Source organism: Terribacillus saccharophilus, assembly GCF_002272745.1.
GTDB lineage: Bacteria > Bacillota > Bacilli > Bacillales > Amphibacillaceae > Terribacillus > Terribacillus saccharophilus_B.
Genome location: NZ_NPBD01000014.1, coordinates 17,799 through 34,232 on the forward strand (window position 1 = coordinate 17,799; position 16,434 = coordinate 34,232).

General features: G+C 43.7%; 15 protein-coding genes. 11 read left to right on the forward strand and 4 right to left on the reverse strand.

The features are described from left to right. Positions 1–73: 73 nt before the first annotated feature. On the reverse strand, positions 74–3,610 hold the full coding sequence (locus CHH58_RS13735; RefSeq protein WP_095262692.1) for an alpha-L-rhamnosidase: 3,537 nt from the start codon (positions 3,608–3,610) through the stop codon (positions 74–76). Between the two features lie 315 nt (positions 3,611–3,925). On the opposite strand from CHH58_RS13735, the gene CHH58_RS13740 reads away from it, so the two are divergent. The 6 genes from CHH58_RS13740 (at position 3,926) to CHH58_RS13765 (ending at position 10,654) form a co-directional block, all read left to right on the forward strand. Beyond that, entirely contained in the window at positions 3,926–5,104 is a 1,179-nt protein-coding gene (locus CHH58_RS13740) for a M20 metallopeptidase family protein (RefSeq protein WP_249275138.1), read from the forward strand. A 217-nt stretch (positions 5,105–5,321) separates the two neighbouring features. Next, on the forward strand, positions 5,322–6,503 hold the full coding sequence (locus CHH58_RS13745) for a M20 metallopeptidase family protein (RefSeq protein WP_095262693.1): 1,182 nt from the start codon (positions 5,322–5,324) through the stop codon (positions 6,501–6,503). Between the two features lie 64 nt (positions 6,504–6,567). After that, a complete protein-coding gene (locus CHH58_RS13750) occupies positions 6,568–7,821 on the forward strand; it encodes a metal-dependent hydrolase family protein (protein WP_095262694.1) in 1,254 nt (417 codons plus the stop codon). 140 nt (positions 7,822–7,961) lie between these two features. Next, positions 7,962–9,617 (forward strand): SLC13 family permease, encoded by a 1,656-nt coding sequence (locus CHH58_RS13755; RefSeq protein ID WP_170937634.1) that lies wholly within the window; start codon positions 7,962–7,964, stop codon positions 9,615–9,617. Positions 9,618–9,669: 52 nt separating this feature from the next. Then, entirely contained in the window at positions 9,670–10,206 is a 537-nt protein-coding gene (locus CHH58_RS13760) for a hypothetical protein (protein ID WP_141235102.1), read from the forward strand. Between the two features lie 136 nt (positions 10,207–10,342). Beyond that, the gene (locus CHH58_RS13765; RefSeq protein ID WP_095230688.1) at positions 10,343–10,654 is read left to right on the forward strand and encodes a carboxymuconolactone decarboxylase family protein; all 312 of its coding nucleotides are present in this window, start codon (positions 10,343–10,345) and stop codon (positions 10,652–10,654) included. A gap of 33 nt (positions 10,655–10,687) precedes the next feature. Here CHH58_RS13765 and corA read toward each other — a convergent pair whose 3' ends face one another. Beyond that, the gene (gene corA / locus CHH58_RS13770) at positions 10,688–11,644 is read right to left on the reverse strand and encodes a magnesium/cobalt transporter CorA (RefSeq protein ID WP_095230687.1); all 957 of its coding nucleotides are present in this window, start codon (positions 11,642–11,644) and stop codon (positions 10,688–10,690) included. A 280-nt stretch (positions 11,645–11,924) separates the two neighbouring features. Between corA and CHH58_RS18470 the strand changes: the two genes are divergently transcribed. Next, positions 11,925–12,275, forward strand: a complete 351-nt coding sequence (locus CHH58_RS18470; RefSeq protein ID WP_170937635.1) for an IDEAL domain-containing protein — start codon at positions 11,925–11,927, stop codon at positions 12,273–12,275. Positions 12,276–12,547: 272 nt separating this feature from the next. Next, positions 12,548–13,276 carry a chitin disaccharide deacetylase gene (gene chbG, locus CHH58_RS13780; RefSeq protein ID WP_095233372.1) on the forward strand — a complete coding sequence of 243 codons (729 nt, stop codon included), beginning with the start codon at positions 12,548–12,550 and terminating at the stop codon, positions 13,274–13,276. Between the two features lie 13 nt (positions 13,277–13,289). Here the strand turns inward: chbG and CHH58_RS13785 are convergent, their stop codons facing one another. Continuing rightward, complete coding sequence (locus CHH58_RS13785; protein WP_249275139.1) at positions 13,290–13,526, reverse strand: DUF2164 family protein; 237 nt, start codon at positions 13,524–13,526, stop codon at positions 13,290–13,292. A gap of 88 nt (positions 13,527–13,614) precedes the next feature. Between CHH58_RS13785 and CHH58_RS13790 the strand changes: the two genes are divergently transcribed. The 3 genes from CHH58_RS13790 to CHH58_RS13800 are packed head-to-tail and all read left to right on the forward strand — an operon-like array spanning position 13,615 to position 14,840. Then, positions 13,615–13,833 (forward strand): YdbC family protein, encoded by a 219-nt coding sequence (locus CHH58_RS13790; RefSeq protein WP_095261043.1) that lies wholly within the window; start codon positions 13,615–13,617, stop codon positions 13,831–13,833. A gap of 1 nt (position 13,834) precedes the next feature. After that, positions 13,835–14,467 (forward strand): uracil-DNA glycosylase, encoded by a 633-nt coding sequence (locus tag CHH58_RS13795; protein ID WP_095233375.1) that lies wholly within the window; start codon positions 13,835–13,837, stop codon positions 14,465–14,467. A 13-nt stretch (positions 14,468–14,480) separates the two neighbouring features. After that, entirely contained in the window at positions 14,481–14,840 is a 360-nt protein-coding gene (locus CHH58_RS13800; protein ID WP_095230681.1) for a VOC family protein, read from the forward strand. A 141-nt stretch (positions 14,841–14,981) separates the two neighbouring features. Here CHH58_RS13800 and mreBH read toward each other — a convergent pair whose 3' ends face one another. After that, entirely contained in the window at positions 14,982–15,989 is a 1,008-nt protein-coding gene (gene mreBH / locus CHH58_RS13805; RefSeq protein WP_095230680.1) for a rod-share determining protein MreBH, read from the reverse strand. Between the last annotated feature and the right edge of the window lie 445 nt (positions 15,990–16,434).

Genomic DNA, 16,434 nt, shown 5'->3' on the forward strand with positions numbered 1-16,434 from the left:
GACGAGAATGCTCCGTACATCAGCTAAGACGATAGCATGAAAAGAAGGCTCCCAATCGGGAGCCTTCCGGTAGTTATGGCAGATTGGTTTCGAATGTAAAGCTGCCGGACTCTGCTTCCAAGGAAACTTCTCCATTTTTATGTTCCTTGAAGGTAACACCAGCTGCCTTATGAATCGGTTTTCCATTAATTCGAACCGATTTTGTATCTTTTGCCGGGATTGTGATTGTCGCTGTCGTATTCGACGGAATGACAGCATCATAGCTGAAGGCTTGATTGTCAACTTTCCAGCTGCTTTCAATACGGCCATACATGGAATCGACATGTCCCTTCGCCCATGTCATCACCTGATCCGGATCCGGCGTCGGCTCGAGCAGGAAATGCTTGAAGCCTGGGTGATCTGGATCTCGTTTGATTCCTAATGATTCTTTGTACATCCATGCTCCAACTGCACCGAACGAATAGTGGTTGAAGGAATTCATGCTGTTATTGCCGCCAAAACCGTCTTCTTCTGTATAAGAGTTAAGTCGTTCCCAAATTGTCGTGGCACCATTTTCCACCGAATATAGCCAGGATGGGTAGGAGGTCTGCTGCAGCAGGCGATAAGCGATGTCATCGTGACCATGGTCAGAAAGTGCTTGGCTGATTGCTGCCGTTCCAATGAAACCTGTCATGAGAGAGTATTCTGGACGCTCCTTACCCAAGTCATCCGTATTCTTCCTCTGGACTGCGGCTGCTAGATGATCAGCTGCAGCTTCTGCATTGGTCTCATTCAATACGTTGAGAGCCAAAGGTACGGCATAGGAGGCTTGACTATCCGAAATGGAACCGTCAGATTTCAATGTCCTTTTCGTATCCGGATCAATGAACTTTTCATTGAAGAATTGTTTGCGTTCTTCGTAGCGTTCCCAGTAATGTGCTGCATCGTCATCATTACCAAGAATTTCTGCTGTTTTCGCCATGATCTCTAAATCATACACATGATACGCCGCCCAGAGGAAAGCATTTTCTGTCTTACTGTTTTCAGGGCTGAGCCAGTCACCTAAAGGACCTTCGTTTATCAATCCTGTTGTTGCATTCACTTTTGTATCCAGATAATCGACATATTGTTTCATGCTGTCGTAATGTTCCTGCAGAACAGTTTCATCTCCATATTGCTGGTAAGACTGCCACGGGACAGTTAGACCGGCGCTTCCCCACAGGATACCACCGAAGCCAGGGCCGATTGGTGTTACGTCGGAATAACGCCCGTCAGCACGCTGCAGATCTCGGTTAGCCAGATTATGCCTGCGGAGGAACTGGTTCACGTTATCCATATAGGTGGCTGTTTCCGAGAAAACGGATATATCGCCATTCCACCCCATGCGTTCATTTCGAGCAGGTGTGTCTGTCGGGATAGAGAGGAAGTTTCCGCGCATGCTCCAAGTTATGTTTTCCCAAAGCTTATTCACAGTTGAATTGGATGTCTCGTAGCTGGAATCAATATCATGAATGGAGCTGATCACCAATCCTTTCACATCCTTGAGAGCAGGTGCTTTTTCTACACCGGTAATCTCGATATAGCGATACCCATGGAAAGTGAAACGAGGCTGGATCGTCTGGTTACCCTTTTTCGTTACATACGTATCTTGAACCAAAGCTGCGCGCAGATTTTCCAGCATGAGCATACCGGTATTCTCACCAGAGTCTTCGCTGTCTGGGTAAAGCATTTCGGCATAGCGCAAGGTAATCTTCTCATCAGCTTTCTGTTTCTTCAGATTGATTTGCGGTACGCCGACCATATTTTGACCCATATCATATACATATACGCCTGGTCGGACTTCTTCCATGCTTTTTGCTGTCAATGTATCGACAATCCGGGCGTTTTCTCCGACCTGTCCCGTAATCTGCATATCACTGTAATCCAGATTCCCGGCAGTTGTCGTTTCATCTAACGGCACTTCAACAGCCTGTTTCCAATTCTTTGGCTTAAAGCCAGCTTTGCTCCAATTCTTCATTTCTTTATTTGCATCGTACACTTCCCCTTGGAAGAAGCTGCCGTAAACGAGCGGTCCATCTGTCGTGTACTTCCAGTCAGGGTTCGTTGTTATGGTTTCTGTTGTGCCATCTTCATAGGTGATAACGAGCTTTGCCAAAAGGGAATTACGATCGCCGAAATAGTTCCAGTTTTCAGTCGTGAATGTGCTCGCACCGCTCCACCATCCTTCTCCCAGCATGGCTCCGAAGGCATTGGTCTTACCAGACTTAAGCTGATCTGTCACATTATAGGTTTGGTACATTTGTGTTTTGTTGTATTGAGTTAAACCTGGATTGAAGTAATCTTCTCCGACGCGTTCCCCATTCAGATAGAGTTCATATACCCCTCGAGCTGTAGCATACAGTCTGGCATCTTTGATTTTCTTCTTATCTGTTTTAAATTCGGTTCTTAGCAGCGGAGTAGAATGCTCACTCGGGTCTGCAACAGCAAAGACGCCTTTGTTGCCACCAGAAACGTTATATGCACCTGATTTAACAGTTACTCCTTTTGATTTGGCAAAGATGCCTTTATAATTCTTCACTTTTGTATCTTCTTCAAAAAGAGTATTGGATGGTTTGCGGTAGTTCGTTACGTTTAGATTAGTGAAGCTTGCCTGCTGCTTCTTATCAACTGAAAATCCAATTTCGGACAGCATTGGAAATGCGATGTAATTACCACCTGAGCCGATAGGATTCACATTAAAACCATTTTCGGGAGTGATTCGGTTTTCCCCATCTATGAATATATGGAAGACACCTGAATTTCCCCAAAGTGAAATGTCATGTTTTTGATATTTATTCGTATGATTGATTAAATCCCGAGAGATAACAAGTTCTGTAAATGGTTTATCTGGATCATCTTTCGGCTCATAGCCCGCACGATAGACTAGCAGCTTGGCATTCCCGGAATCCTTTTTTACTTCTGAAACATCCAGTTCGAATTCTACATAACTCTCATTCAAACCATTTTCGATATTGTACATGTTTTTATCTTTATCCATCAGTCTTGGATCATTTGCACCGAGGATGAAGCTGGCTCTTTCTGTGTTGGTCTTTTTATCCAGTTGTAAGCTGTAATGTACTTTATACACATTAAAATAATGTGCTTGGAGCACCATGTCACCTGCTTCGGTACCGATCCATTCAGCGCCGTCCCAAGCAGAAATATCTGTATCCAATAGTCCTGTTTCAAACCAGCTGTCGGCTGTTGACTTCTTGCCGTTTTCGTTCCACACGGAAACTGACCATTCATAACGAGTAGCAGGTTTTAGTTCTTTTCCGTCATATTGGATAGCAACAGACTCATCAGAATGCTGTTTCTTTGTATTCCATACAGTTTTTCCTTCCGGATCCTTCACTATAATCTGATAAGCTTTTTGTTTTGCTCCTTGGTGATCAGCTTTCATTTGCCAGCTGAAGGTAGGGTTTGGATTGTCCAAACCAAGCGGTGTTGAACTGAAATCTGTTAAAAGATTAATAACTTCGACTTTCTGTTTCTGGGCATCTACAGGACTGGAAACAAAGGGTAGAAACGAGGTTAGGACTAGGAGCAGTGAGGTAACCCACACAATACGACGATAAAACCGGGTCTGCATACGATTCCTCCTTTATAGTGGTTGATGATAATACTGTAAGGTACTCCTTTCCGTGCATGAGAGGAGACAACTCCGACAGCAGCACAATATTGTTAACGCTTACATTATTAGATTCTACTGTATCCTAGCTCATATTTAGAGGGGGCATTTCTTAGTTATGGGGGAGAATCATAAGGTGTTAGAAAGAAATTAATGGAAAAAAACCTAGGCGTCAGTACTCGATCCTTTGTCTCTTGTAGCATCCCATCATAATTCATACAATTGAATAATTCATTTATATAAAGTATTTGAAAGACTTAGTATGGAGGGATAATTGTGGAATTAAATAAAGTTATATTAGAAGCTACTGACGTACACAAACAACATCTATTGGAATGGAGAAGACATTTGCATGCGAACCCGGAGCTTTCTTTTCAGGAGGAGCACACATCACAGTTTGTTTACGATACATTAGCGAGTTTTGGGAATCTGGAGCTGAGCAGACCAACAAAGACGAGTGTCATGGCAAAACTAAAGGGAGCAAAACCCGGAAAAGTAATTGGCTTCCGAGCAGACATGGATGCCTTGCCGATACAAGAAGAAACGAACCTGCCTTACGCTTCTAAGGTTGATGGTGTGATGCACGCATGCGGTCATGATGCGCATACTAGCATATTACTTACAGCAGCAGAAATACTAAGCAGCAAGCAACAAGACTTAAGTGGAGAAATCCGCTTCTTCTTCCAGCACGCAGAAGAGCTATTTCCTGGCGGCGCAAAGGAAATGGTAGAAGCAGGCGTCACGGATGGAGTGGATATGGTGTTTGGGCTGCATGTTGCATCTCAACTGCCGCGCGGTAAGGTTGGTGTCATCTATGGACCAGCCACATCCAATTCCGATCAGTTCCAATTGACTGTAAAAGGTAAAGGCGGTCATTCTTCTCAGCCTGATAAAACAGTGGATCCAATTGTTATAAGTGGTCAGATCATCACCAATTTGCAATCGGTTGTCTCACGGATGACTAGTCCAAATGAAGAGCTGGTCGTTTCTCTCACTACTTTGCAGGCTGGAGATGCAGTAAACGTTATTCCGAATGAAGTGCATATCGGAGCATCACTGCGTTCGCTCAAGCAAGATGTACGGAAGAACGCGATAGATGCCATTGAGCGTATGGTGAAAGGCATAACAGAAGCGAATGGTGCTGCATATGAACTGGATGTCACGTATGGTTATGATTCTGTCATCAATGAAGAGAAAGCTACTGCAATAGCAGAGCATGCACTTAAGCGAAAACTTGGAGAGGACGCAGTCCTTCATGGCAGTGCAATCATGGGAGGCGAGGACTTTGCCGCCTTTGCAAATGCTGTTCCTGGATGCTTTGTTTTTGTCGGTGCCAAGGAAGATGCAAATCCATCCCCTGCACCTCATCATCACCCGCAATTCCGAATTGAGGAAGAAGCAATGCAGGATGGTGTGCAATTCTTTCTCGGTATTGCAGAGGATCTTGTTTTTTAAGGAGGAGTCATTGAACTCCTCTTTTTTTTATAGCTTCTTTACGTTACCTCTACTGACATAAAAACATTTTATAACTAGTTGAAAACTTTGTTTTTATTAGAATTATTGAATTGATATTCATCTTGGGTCTTTTATGCAAAACTCAGTAGTGTTATGATAGTTAGCATATGAATTTTCTGAAATGTTTAATTATTTTAATTATTGGAGGAGAGATCTTATGCTAACGAAACAGACCGAAATTGAATTGTCCAATGAACAGGTAGAAGAGATTGTCAGCTGGAGAAGGTATTTGCATCAGCACCCAGAGCTATCTTTTCAAGAGTATAAGACTTCAGCCTTTCTTTATGAAACATTGTGCACTTTTCCTAATCTAGAAGTGACAAGACCTACAGAAACGAGTGTATTGGCAGTACTTAAGGGTGCGTATTCTGGTAAGGTGATCGGCTTCCGGGCTGATATGGATGCCTTGCCGATACAGGAAGAAACCGGTCTTCCTTTTGCATCCGAAAACGAGGGTGTCATGCATGCTTGCGGACATGACGGACATACAGCTATCTTGCTTGGGGTCGCGAAAGCGTTAAGTGCAAAGCAGGAAAAAATTCATGGCGAAATTCGCTTCTTCTTCCAGCATGCAGAAGAGCAGTTACCAGGAGGCGCCAGAGAGATGGTTGCAGCCGGAGTAACAGAAGGCGTGGATTATGTGTTTGGTTTGCATCTTTCTTCTCTTACGCCGGTAGGTCAGCTGACGATCACACCGGGTGCTGCTACATCCAATTCGGACATGTTCCACGTCACGATTAAAGGAAAAGGAGGTCACTCTTCTCAGCCGGAAAACACGATTGATCCAGTCGTGACAAGTGCACAAATCATCACCAGCCTGCAGACAGTCGTTTCCCGTATCACAAGCCCGAAGGATGAATTGGTTGTATCTGTCACAACTTTACAAGCAGGCGATGCTGTCAATGTCATTCCGGAACAAGTGAAAATGGGGGCGTCCGTTCGCTCTTTCAGTCAAGATGTACGAAAACGAGCAGTCGAGGCAATCGAGCAGATCATAAAAGGTGTTTCCGAAGCAAATGGCTGCCAATACGAATTGAACTACACGTACGGCTATGACTCAGTTATGAATGATACGAAAGCTACTGCTATTGCTGTTGAAGCTATTCGTCGCAAACTTGGCGAAGGGGCATATGTAGAAAGTGAGGCAATAATGGGAGGCGAAGACTTCTCCGCTTTCTCGAATGTTATCCCCGGCTGCTTTGTTTTCGTAGGCGCTTGTTCTCTAGAGAATCAGACACCAGCTCCGCATCACCATCCGAAATTTCTTATCGACGAAGCGGCGTTGGCGGATGGGGCGAATATGTTCCTTGCTATTGCTGAAGACATGGTGCTGGAATAGGGGGATCTGATTTCTTATAGTCATAGCCAGTATTCTAGAATAAACACTTTAAGGAGGCTGTAAAATGGACAAGCTTATTCGCAATGGTATCGTAATTGATGGAACTGGAAAGGTGATAGAGGATGCTGTCATTGCAATCAAGGGAGATCGTATAACTGCAATTGGGCCTGCTTCTGACTTCATAGGTATCGATGCCAAAGAAGTCATCGACGCGCAAGGCGGCTATATCCTGCCAGGTTTGATCGACACGCATGTGCATATGATGATGGAGATTAAGGATGTACGAGAATCACTTATCACCCCTTTCTCCATGCGTTTCTATGAAGCATTAACCTACATGAAGCGAACACTTGATGCTGGCATCACAACAGTAAGAGATGCTGGTTATGCTGACCTAGGCGTGAAGCAGGCTATCGAAAATGGCCTAATTAGCGGACCGCGTATGCAAATCAGTGTCAATCCACTGACGATCACAGGAGGCCACGGTGACAATTGGATGGTATCCGATATGGATATGACTAATAAAGCTTATCCAGGCTTTCCATCTGGAATTTGCGACGGTCCGGAGCAGGTACGTCAGAAAGTCCGGGAGATGCTGCGGGCAGGTGCGGATATCATTAAAGTACATGCGACCGGAGGTGTCATGAGTCCGACAGATCATCCAGAATTTACCCAATTCTCTATGGAAGAGCTGCGCATCATTGTAGAGGAAGCCGCTTATCGGAAGGGGCGTAAAGTGATGGCGCACGCCCAAGGAGCGGAAGGTGTGAAGCAAGCGGTCCGAGCTGGCATCCATTCTATCGAGCATGGTATCTTCCTTGATGATGAGGCAATCGAGCTCATGCTGGAGCATGGTACGTACCTTGTTCCAACACTGCTTGCCCCTGTCAGTGTCGTGGAAGCAAGTGAAGCGAACGAGAGCATGCCTGCGTATGCAGTTGATAAAGCAAAGGAAGTAATGGAAATTCATCAGCAGAGCGTAGCAAGAGCATATGAGGCCGGTGTCAAAATTGCGATGGGTACCGATGCAGGCGTAATGGCACATGGCACTAATCTGCGAGAGCTGGCACTGATGTGTGACATCGGTATGAGTCCGATGGAAGCAATTATTGCAACTACTAAAGTAGCTGCAGAATGCTTAGGCTGGGAAGATAGAATCGGAACAGTAGCTGAAGGGAAATTAGCAGACTTAATCATTGTTCAAGAAAATCCTTTGGAAAATATCGCTTCCCTGGGTGATACGAGTAATATAAAGACAGTCATGCAGGGCGGAGAGCTGAAGAAGCAGCTATCTGTGGAGACGAGCATACCGAATTAAAGTCAGACAGCGGGGAATTCCCGCTGTTTTTTTGTGCAAATATTTGACAGAACAACCTGTAGTTTAATAGTCTTAACATGTAATTTTATTTACTAGCTTACTGTTATATGTAAGCGCTTAAATTAGAAGGAGGCGATTGGATGAAATCTAATATGCTGTCGGTATGGAATGGACTATGGAATGCACATGACAGAACCAAGCGACTGCTGCTGTTCGCCGTACCAACCTCAAGGAATGCAGCGTCAAAAAAGTCCTCTGAAACATCAGGAACTTCTGGTAAAGCACCTCGACCGTACAAACGCCCTCAGTTAGTTGGATTGTTTTTAGGCCCTCTATTGTTTCTCTCTGTTATTTTGTTTTATTACCCCGAAGGATTAAGCTATGAAGGACGGATGGTGTTGGCTACGACATTGTGGGTAGCGACATGGTGGATCACGGAAGCTATTCCAATACCAGCTACTTCTTTGTTACCGCTTATCCTCCTGCCAATTACACAAGGTCTAGATGGAGACACTGCTGCTTCAAGTTACGGAGATCCTATTGTGTTCCTTTTTCTTGGTGGTTTCCTGATAGCAATGGCGATGGAAAAGTGGAATTTGCACAAACGGATTGCATTAAATATTATCAGTGTTGTCGGAACGAGTACCTCACGGATCGTACTTGGATTCATGATTGCAACCGGTTTTCTTTCCATGTGGGTATCAAATACGGCGGCAGTTATGATGATGCTTCCGATTGGGACAGCTATTATTTATCAAGCTAGTCAAGCTGCCAAAGCCAGCAAGCAGGATATCAAAGAAGACAATCAGAAATTCGAAAAATCACTTGTCTTCGCGATTGGATATGCGGGTACGATAGGTGGCCTAGGGACGCTGATCGGAACACCTCCAAATATTATCCTGGCGGCGATGGCAAGTAGTTTATTCGGGGTAGAAATTTCCTTCGGCGGATGGATGCTGATTGCCTTACCGATTGTTATCGTCCTTTTGTTTTCAACATGGTTTTATCTGACAAAATTCGTTTTCCGAATCAAGATGAAGGAATTGCCGGGTGGAAAAGAGCTGATTCTTAAGCAAAAACGGGATCTGGGCAAGATGTCGTTCGAAGAAAAAGCTGTGCTTGCCGTGTTTACATTTGCTGCATTCATGTGGATCAGCCGCACCTTTCTTTGGCAAGAGGATGCTGTCTTGGAGATCATCGCTATTCCGGGTATCAGTGATACGACTATCGCAGTCTTAGCAGGTGTAATATTATTCCTCATACCCAGCATCAACAATAAAGGAGAGAGAATCCTAGATTGGAATGTGTCGAAGGAATTGCCATGGGGTGTACTGCTGCTCTTCGGAGGGGGACTGGCGATAGCTGCTGGTTTCACAAGCTCCGGTCTATCCCAATGGATTGGAGAACAGCTAACGGTGCTTAACGGCTTTAATATCCTCCTTATCGTCATCATTTCAACCACACTGGTATTGGCGTTGACGGAGATCACCTCTAATACTGCGACGGCTACGATGATTCTGCCTGTTATGGCTTCATTAGCTTTGGCTTTGAATATACATCCGTATGCCATCATGGTTCCTGCAGCAATGGCTGCTAACTGTGCTTTCATGCTGCCGGTCGGAACACCGCCGAATGCTATCATATTTGCAACTGGCAAAATTACAATAGCAGAGATGGTCAGGATAGGTGTTGTGCTTAACATCTTCACCCTGATACTACTGATACTAGGAGTCTTTGCGCTTGTCGGTCCGCTATGGGGACTTGATTTGAACATGTATCCTGAATCTTGGAAATGATTTTGATGGGAGTCTGCCAATGGCGGGCTCCTATTCAGTGAAGGAGATTATTATGAAACATTATCTAGTGATCGGGGGAACTGGCATGTTGCAAGCAGCTGTACTTGATTGGAATCAGGAGGGGCATAAGGTGACAGTCGTTGCTCGAAAGGAGGAAAGACTCCGACGTTTATCCAAATGTGCTGCCTATCCAGAGATCCTCCGAACTGTACAAGCAGATTACCATCAGCTAGAAAGCTTTCAAAAAAAGCTTGAAGATCTTCCGGAGCCGGATATCATTGTCAGTTGGATTCATCGCAGTGGAAACAATGTAATACAGGCTTTGAGCAATATTTATGGCGTATTAGCAAAGAGGGTAGAGCTTTTTCATATAAAAGGAAGCAGTGCGCATGATCCAAGACAGAACTATACACCTATATATTCTGAGACCATCGATTATCATGAAATCATTCTAGGTTTCCAGCTATCCGGAGGCGCTTCCAGGTGGCTTACAAATGAGGAAATAGCGAATGGAGTAAGAGAAGCAGTTAAACTGCAGCAGCATCGCTATATTGTCGGAACAGTTGAGCCATGGAGTGCCAGACCTTAATCTTTGCTTTCTTTGTTTAGAAATATGAAATTTTTTCTTCTGAATTGTTCACAACTTATGGATTCTACCGATAATAGAGATGTGCAACTAGGAAAATAGGTCTAGATTTGCCCAAGGATAAACCGGAGGGTTCCCGATGAAGGAAGCAAAAGATCAAGGTTGGGCGTTGGTGGCTAAGCTGATGAAGGAAGAAGAGAACCTTGCTGTTGAGAGTGAAGAGAATGGATATACCGGGCTTAACGGTAAATTCCTGGCATTGCTAAGCATAGCTGTTTTCGTGACAAACGGAGATGAGCGTGCACTTCGGCAGCAATTCGAAGCTGCTCTTCTATCCGGCATTTCTGTCCAAGAGATGATGGAGGCAATCCAACATTGTGCATTGTTGAATGGGTTCCCCCCTTCGCTGAAAGCTATGTCATTATTAAAAGAAGTAGTGGACGACCAATGAAAAATGCGTGCAGATGATTCTGCGCGCATTTTGTCATTTAAAGATATTGAACCAGCCTTTTCGTTTGAAGCGCCACAACATTACTACGGCAATGACAGCCATCAGCAGCATGGCAACAGGATATCCGTATTTCCATTGCAACTCCGGCATATAGGAGAAGTTCATCCCGTATACACCGGCGATAAAGGTTAATGGAATAAAGATGGTGGAGACAATGGTCAGGGTCATCATGATGGCATTCATTCGATTGCTATTAATCGACTCGTAGCTGTCTCGCATATCCGATGTGAGCTCCCTGTTGGAATCAACGATTTCCGTAAGTTTCAGCAGATGGTCATAAATATCATTAAAGTAGGCCTTTTGATTTTGAACAAAATCGAATTTCTGGATGCTGAGCAGTCGGTAAATCAGATCTCTCATTGGTGCAATCGTACGTCGGGTCCGCAGCAGATCACTGCGAATGTCAAATACTTCATTAATTACAGTTTGAGGTGATTTATGGGCCTCTTCATCCTCTATCTCGTTAAGACGATCCTCCATTTTATACAACGGAGGGAAATAATCATCGACCAATTTATCAATCAGATGATAGACAATTTTCGACGGAGAATGCTCTGAGGGAGCTTCTTTCATAACTCGCTGCCAGACGTGGTCCGCAGCCATTGATTCTTCGAGATGAAATGTAACTACATATCGTTCAGAGAGAAAGATATCCAATTCATCTGACATGAAAGACTCATGATTCAATTCATGAAGAACAAGGAAATGATACCCGTCATATTCATCTAGCTTTGGCCGCTGAAGGAAATGAAAACAGTCCTCGATAGCCAATGGGTGGAAGTGAAAGATCTCACCGAGTTTATCTGATTCTGCCTCTGTCGGTACACTAAAATCAACCCAATACCAGAGAATTTCAGGACTGTTTAGTTCCTGATACGGCAGATCTTTAAGTATTTTTTTGTCACGTGTTATCGCTATGCTGCGTATCATGGTACAACCTCCTGCAATATATAGCCACATTATAACGTATTCGGAGGCAGAGAGAAAACGACAAGCAGTGTGATTAAAGAAAAGGGCTATGGGGTATAAAATGAATATACAACCAAGCATAGTAACTGTAGTTAAATTGCTGAAATGCCATTTGTCTGAATATTTTAAAATTTTATATGCAAAAGTATTGCGCTTTTGGTATGAATCTTTTATAGTATTCAACAACCTACAACAATCACCATTGCTTAGCCAGCCGGTTAAGCTGAAGGAGGACAACGATATGTCTGATAATCAAAGCTTTGTAACTGTTGGTGACTGGGTAACAGGACATTCGATAAATGATGAATTATTTACCGGCTTCGTGGAAGCAGTGAATGCTAAATTGAACACGGTGAAAGTATACGTAACAGAAAGTGACCATAAAAATACGATCGGCAAAACGATCGAAACTTTCCAAAGCAAGATCAAGTATTTTCCGCCAAGCGTAGAGCCGAGCAGGGCGCATCTTTTGAACCTTATCGATCTATCTCTTATCTCTGGTGATAAGAATTGGTTCCTGCAGCTGACAGAAGAATTGAAGATACTAGACGAAATGGAATCGGAGTCTAGTACAGAATATATCCCGAATTAACTGGACCGAGCAGATATTGCTCGGTTTTTTATTTTCTTAAAAAAGAATAGTGATATCTGGTACGAGTTCAGATTGAGTACCCTAGATGTATCAAAAGTCGATAGATGGAGTAATCCCGTGGGAGGAGATGAAGGTAGGAGCATGAGGAGCTATTTAAGGAGATGCTGTGCAAGATATTGCTGGCTGCTGATTTGAAGTTATAGGAGGTAATCCTTTCTATTGTAGAGAAGTAATGTATAGCCTGCATTCTGCTCACAAAAGGAGAGGGATTCATGAAAAAGCTAATTATAAATGCGGATGATTTTGGGTATTCCCGTGCCGTAAACCACGGTATTCTTGATTGTTTTCAAAATGGGATATTAACATCAGCTACAATGATGGTCAATATGCCGGGTGCTGGACACGCAGCTGCGCTAGCTAAGGAGCATCAAAATCTTGGCGTCGGTATCCACTTAGTGCTGACATGCGGAGAACCACTATTAACGACACATAAGACAATAGTCGATAGTAATGGTTCTTTCCGTAATCTAGCATTTTATCAAGGCTCCTATATGATTGATCGGGAGGAAGTGAAAGCGGAGTGGCAAGCACAGATCGAACGCTTTCTTTCTTTCGGGCTTACACCGACACATTTGGATAGTCATCACCATATCAATACCTATAAAGAAATCGATGAAGTATTTCTTGAACTTGCAGATAAGTATAGCTTACCTGTCCGCCATAATATGAAGCTGCCAGCAGCGTATGTCACAACGGAAAAATTTGAGTTGTCTCTAGAGAAAGCTTTGGCTGATGAAGATTCACTGTTAGAGATTTTCGGTGACGCAGATACTCTTGAAGTGATGTCCCATCCAGGTTATTTGGATAAAGCTATCTATACAGGATCCTCTTATAATTATCCGCGACTGGATGAAGTAGAATTACTCACATCCAGTAAAGTGGTTGATTGGATCAAACAAAGCAAGACAATTGAGTTGGCGACATTCACACATATCGCTTAAGCTGAGAGAGCAATCATCGCTCCCTCACTTGAATCCCAAAAAGATCCTCAATCTTTTCATTCATAAACTGATAGGATGCTTCGATACCAGCATTATAAAAAATAGGACCTAGTTCTTTAATGATAAAGTCGAGCAGCAGACCTGCGGCCAGGTCGCCTAGCTGTTCGTCTTTTTCTTGTTCGAAATACGTTTGCAGGGAACTTATCATTTCATTGCGCTCGGTGTCATTTAATTGGATTGGGTTTTGCACGTGTTTTTCCCTCCGTTGGCTCATTTTCGTTTCATTATAGCAGAAAGTTCTGCTAGACTTTAGAAAAGGAAAAAAGGTGGGAGTAACGATGGCAGAATTATCTTATGAGATTGTGAAAGAACTCGGAGTGCTATCCGTATCACCTAAAGGATGGCAGAAGGAACTCAATTTAATCAGCTGGAATGGGCGGGAGCCAAAGTATGATATCCGGGACTGGGCGCCGGAACATGAGAAGATGGGTAAAGGTGTCACGTTGTCTGCTGAAGAAGTCAGTGCATTGCGCTCTCTATTGCAGGAGCAGGACTGACATGCTGCCGGAGAAGTTGGTCCAGCTAGCCAAAGAAAGGATGGCTCCTTATCCGTGTGAAGGTTTCCTGCCAGGAAGAGGGCCGAAGCATCCAGTTCTTTTCTTTGTCGGAGAAGCACCAGGGGAGACGGAGATACATAGCCTGGTGCCATTCAGCGGAAGAGCTGGCAAGGAACTGGATCTGTTTCTGGAGAGAGCTGCTGTGGATAGATCAGAAGTTTTTATATCAAGCGCAGTCAGAAGCAGACCATATCAATATAAGACAAAGCAAATACGCGGTGAGACCGTTACGAAGAAATACAATCGCACACCGACAAAGGCTGAAGTTCTTGCACATGCGCCTGTGCTTGATTATGAAATTGACCAAGCGGAACCTGAAGTTCTCGTGACTCTGGGGAGAATAGGCTGGGAACGGATAACTGGTTCGAAGGAGAAAATTACGGAAGTTGCTGGAAAGCTGATAGAACAGCCGATTCAGCAATTGAAAAGCTTAGAGGAGGATTCTTTCATCCTTTCCGAGAAGGTATATCGCATCTTCCCGACTTACCATCCAGCCTCCGTTTTTTATAATCCGGGCCTGCGGCCGGTAATCGAAGAGCATGCCTATAAGATTCGCGAACTTCTGAACAGATAAGGAGAGAGATGTAATGGACAAGGTCAACGGTAAAGTAATCGGATTTGAATTGAACAGCCAAGATCCGGACAAGGCAGCGAGCTTCTATGCTAATGTGTTCGGCTGGAAGGTCGGTGCTCCGAATTGGGGTTATCATGAGGTAGAAACAGCCGGAGAAATTGATGGCGGAATCAGTAAAGGACCGCATGATTTTCCACATGGGACAAGAATTCAGATAGAGGTGGAAGACATGGATAAAGCAATTCAAGCTGCCAAAGAAGAAGGGGCAGTAGTTGTCCGTGAAAAGATGGATTTTGGTTCTTTCTATCTCGCTTATTTAATTGACCCAGTCGGAATCGGAATTGGACTGGTGCAGTCTAGCTCCAAAGACTAGAAACTGCGGCTTAAGCGATAAAGCCTTGCGTGAGGAAAAGGCACCTCACGCAAGGATCTCACTTACTCCTCCGTTTCTAAGCGGTCTTTTCCACTTTTCTATAAAAAAACAGGCGTATCAGCTGACTGATACGCCTGTTTTTTATTTTGCTGCTTTTTGCAGTTTAGTAATCATCTGCAAGGCACGACCTGTGCCGATTGCAACGGATTCAAGTGGATTCGGAGCCAAATGAACAGGAACTGAGATCTCAGATGCAAGCCATTGCTGCATTCCTTTTAACAATGCGCCTCCGCCAGTCAAGATGACACCGTGGTCAACGATATCTCCGCTTAGTTCAGGCGGGCAGTCTTCCAACGTCATACGAATTGTTTCGAGAATCTGCTCCAATGATTCCTTAAGAGCTACTTGTACTTCCTTAGAAGAAATCCCGACAGTCTTCGGTAATCCTGTTACCATATCACGGCCGCGGACATCCATCATCAATTCATCATGGTCAATCAAAGCATAGCCGATTTCCATTTTAATCTGTTCTGCAGTTCTTTCCCCAATAAGGATATTGTACTGCTTGCGGATATATTGGATGATTTCTTCATCCATTGAATCCCCGCCGATGCGGACAGAACGGCAAGAAACAACGCCGCCGAATGAGATAATACCAACTTCACTTGTACCGCCGCCGATATCTACAATAACATTCGCAACTGGTTCATCTACTGGCAGGTCAGCTCCAATTGCTGCAGCAATTGGTTCTTCAATCAAGTGAACATTTTTAGCACCATACGATTTGACCGCATTATGTATAGCGCGTCTTTCAACGGAAGTACTTCCAGACGGTGTGCAGACAACGATAGTTGGTTTGCGAAGAGAAGAGCCCATCACTTTGCTTACTTTTTTCAGGATTTCTTTCAATAATTGAGCTGTTACATCATAGTCAGCGATTACGCCATCTTTTAATGGACGAATAGGTACGATATTCTTAGGAGTTTTACCGACCATTTCTTTCGCTTCTGCTCCTACAGCAACCACGTTTTTTGTTTCCATATCAATCGCAACCACAGAAGGTTCATTCAATACGATTCCTTTTTGTTTTGTATACACAAGTATATTTGCAGTGCCAAGGTCTATTCCGATTTCGGGATTAGAAAACATTATATTTCCTCCAATAATGACATATTTCTACTATATTTATTCTCCCCCGTATAAAGCTTTATGGGGGTAGATCTGTCAAAGAGCTAAAAAGCCGCTAAAATTCGACATAATTCATTCTATCACCTGGTATAGAGGTGTTAAAGAGATACCTTTATCCTAATTTGGGAGATTAAACTAATAAGTCTAGGAGAAATGGATTATAAGGAAGGAATGAGAGCAAGTCAATTTACAGATAGATTACAAAAAATGAGGTATTGTTACAAAAACTAGGAATAAAAAAAGGTGTCAATCCTAATTTCCATCCAATAAATAGAAGGACATCTGTTTATTGCTAGTTTCATAGCCTATAAAGCGGGTACGATTTCGCATAAGAACCGACTTTTTGCTAGCGCTGTTCAGGAATGAGATCCTATTGGAAATTATAGGCTGCAATATTACAAGAAAA

What these genes read in the sequence shown, in the direction of transcription:
- CHH58_RS13795 (WP_095233375.1), top strand. Translation starts at nt 13,835, where the DNA reads ATGCTGCCGGAGAAGTTGGTCCAGCTAGCCAAAGAAAGGATGGCTCCT.
- CHH58_RS13745 (WP_095262693.1), top strand. Translation starts at nt 5,322, where the DNA reads ATGCTAACGAAACAGACCGAAATTGAATTGTCCAATGAACAGGTAGAA.
- corA (WP_095230687.1), bottom strand. Translation starts at nt 11,644, where the DNA reads ATGATACGCAGCATAGCGATAACACGTGACAAAAAAATACTTAAAGAT.
- CHH58_RS18470 (WP_170937635.1), top strand. Translation starts at nt 11,925, where the DNA reads ATGTCTGATAATCAAAGCTTTGTAACTGTTGGTGACTGGGTAACAGGA.
- CHH58_RS13765 (WP_095230688.1), top strand. Translation starts at nt 10,343, where the DNA reads ATGAAGGAAGCAAAAGATCAAGGTTGGGCGTTGGTGGCTAAGCTGATG.
- chbG (WP_095233372.1), top strand. Translation starts at nt 12,548, where the DNA reads ATGAAAAAGCTAATTATAAATGCGGATGATTTTGGGTATTCCCGTGCC.
- CHH58_RS13735 (WP_095262692.1), bottom strand. Translation starts at nt 3,610, where the DNA reads ATGCAGACCCGGTTTTATCGTCGTATTGTGTGGGTTACCTCACTGCTC.
- CHH58_RS13760 (WP_141235102.1), top strand. Translation starts at nt 9,670, where the DNA reads ATGAAACATTATCTAGTGATCGGGGGAACTGGCATGTTGCAAGCAGCT.
- CHH58_RS13800 (WP_095230681.1), top strand. Translation starts at nt 14,481, where the DNA reads ATGGACAAGGTCAACGGTAAAGTAATCGGATTTGAATTGAACAGCCAA.
- CHH58_RS13755 (WP_170937634.1), top strand. Translation starts at nt 7,962, where the DNA reads ATGAAATCTAATATGCTGTCGGTATGGAATGGACTATGGAATGCACAT.
- CHH58_RS13750 (WP_095262694.1), top strand. Translation starts at nt 6,568, where the DNA reads ATGGACAAGCTTATTCGCAATGGTATCGTAATTGATGGAACTGGAAAG.
- mreBH (WP_095230680.1), bottom strand. Translation starts at nt 15,989, where the DNA reads ATGTTTTCTAATCCCGAAATCGGAATAGACCTTGGCACTGCAAATATA.
- CHH58_RS13790 (WP_095261043.1), top strand. Translation starts at nt 13,615, where the DNA reads ATGGCAGAATTATCTTATGAGATTGTGAAAGAACTCGGAGTGCTATCC.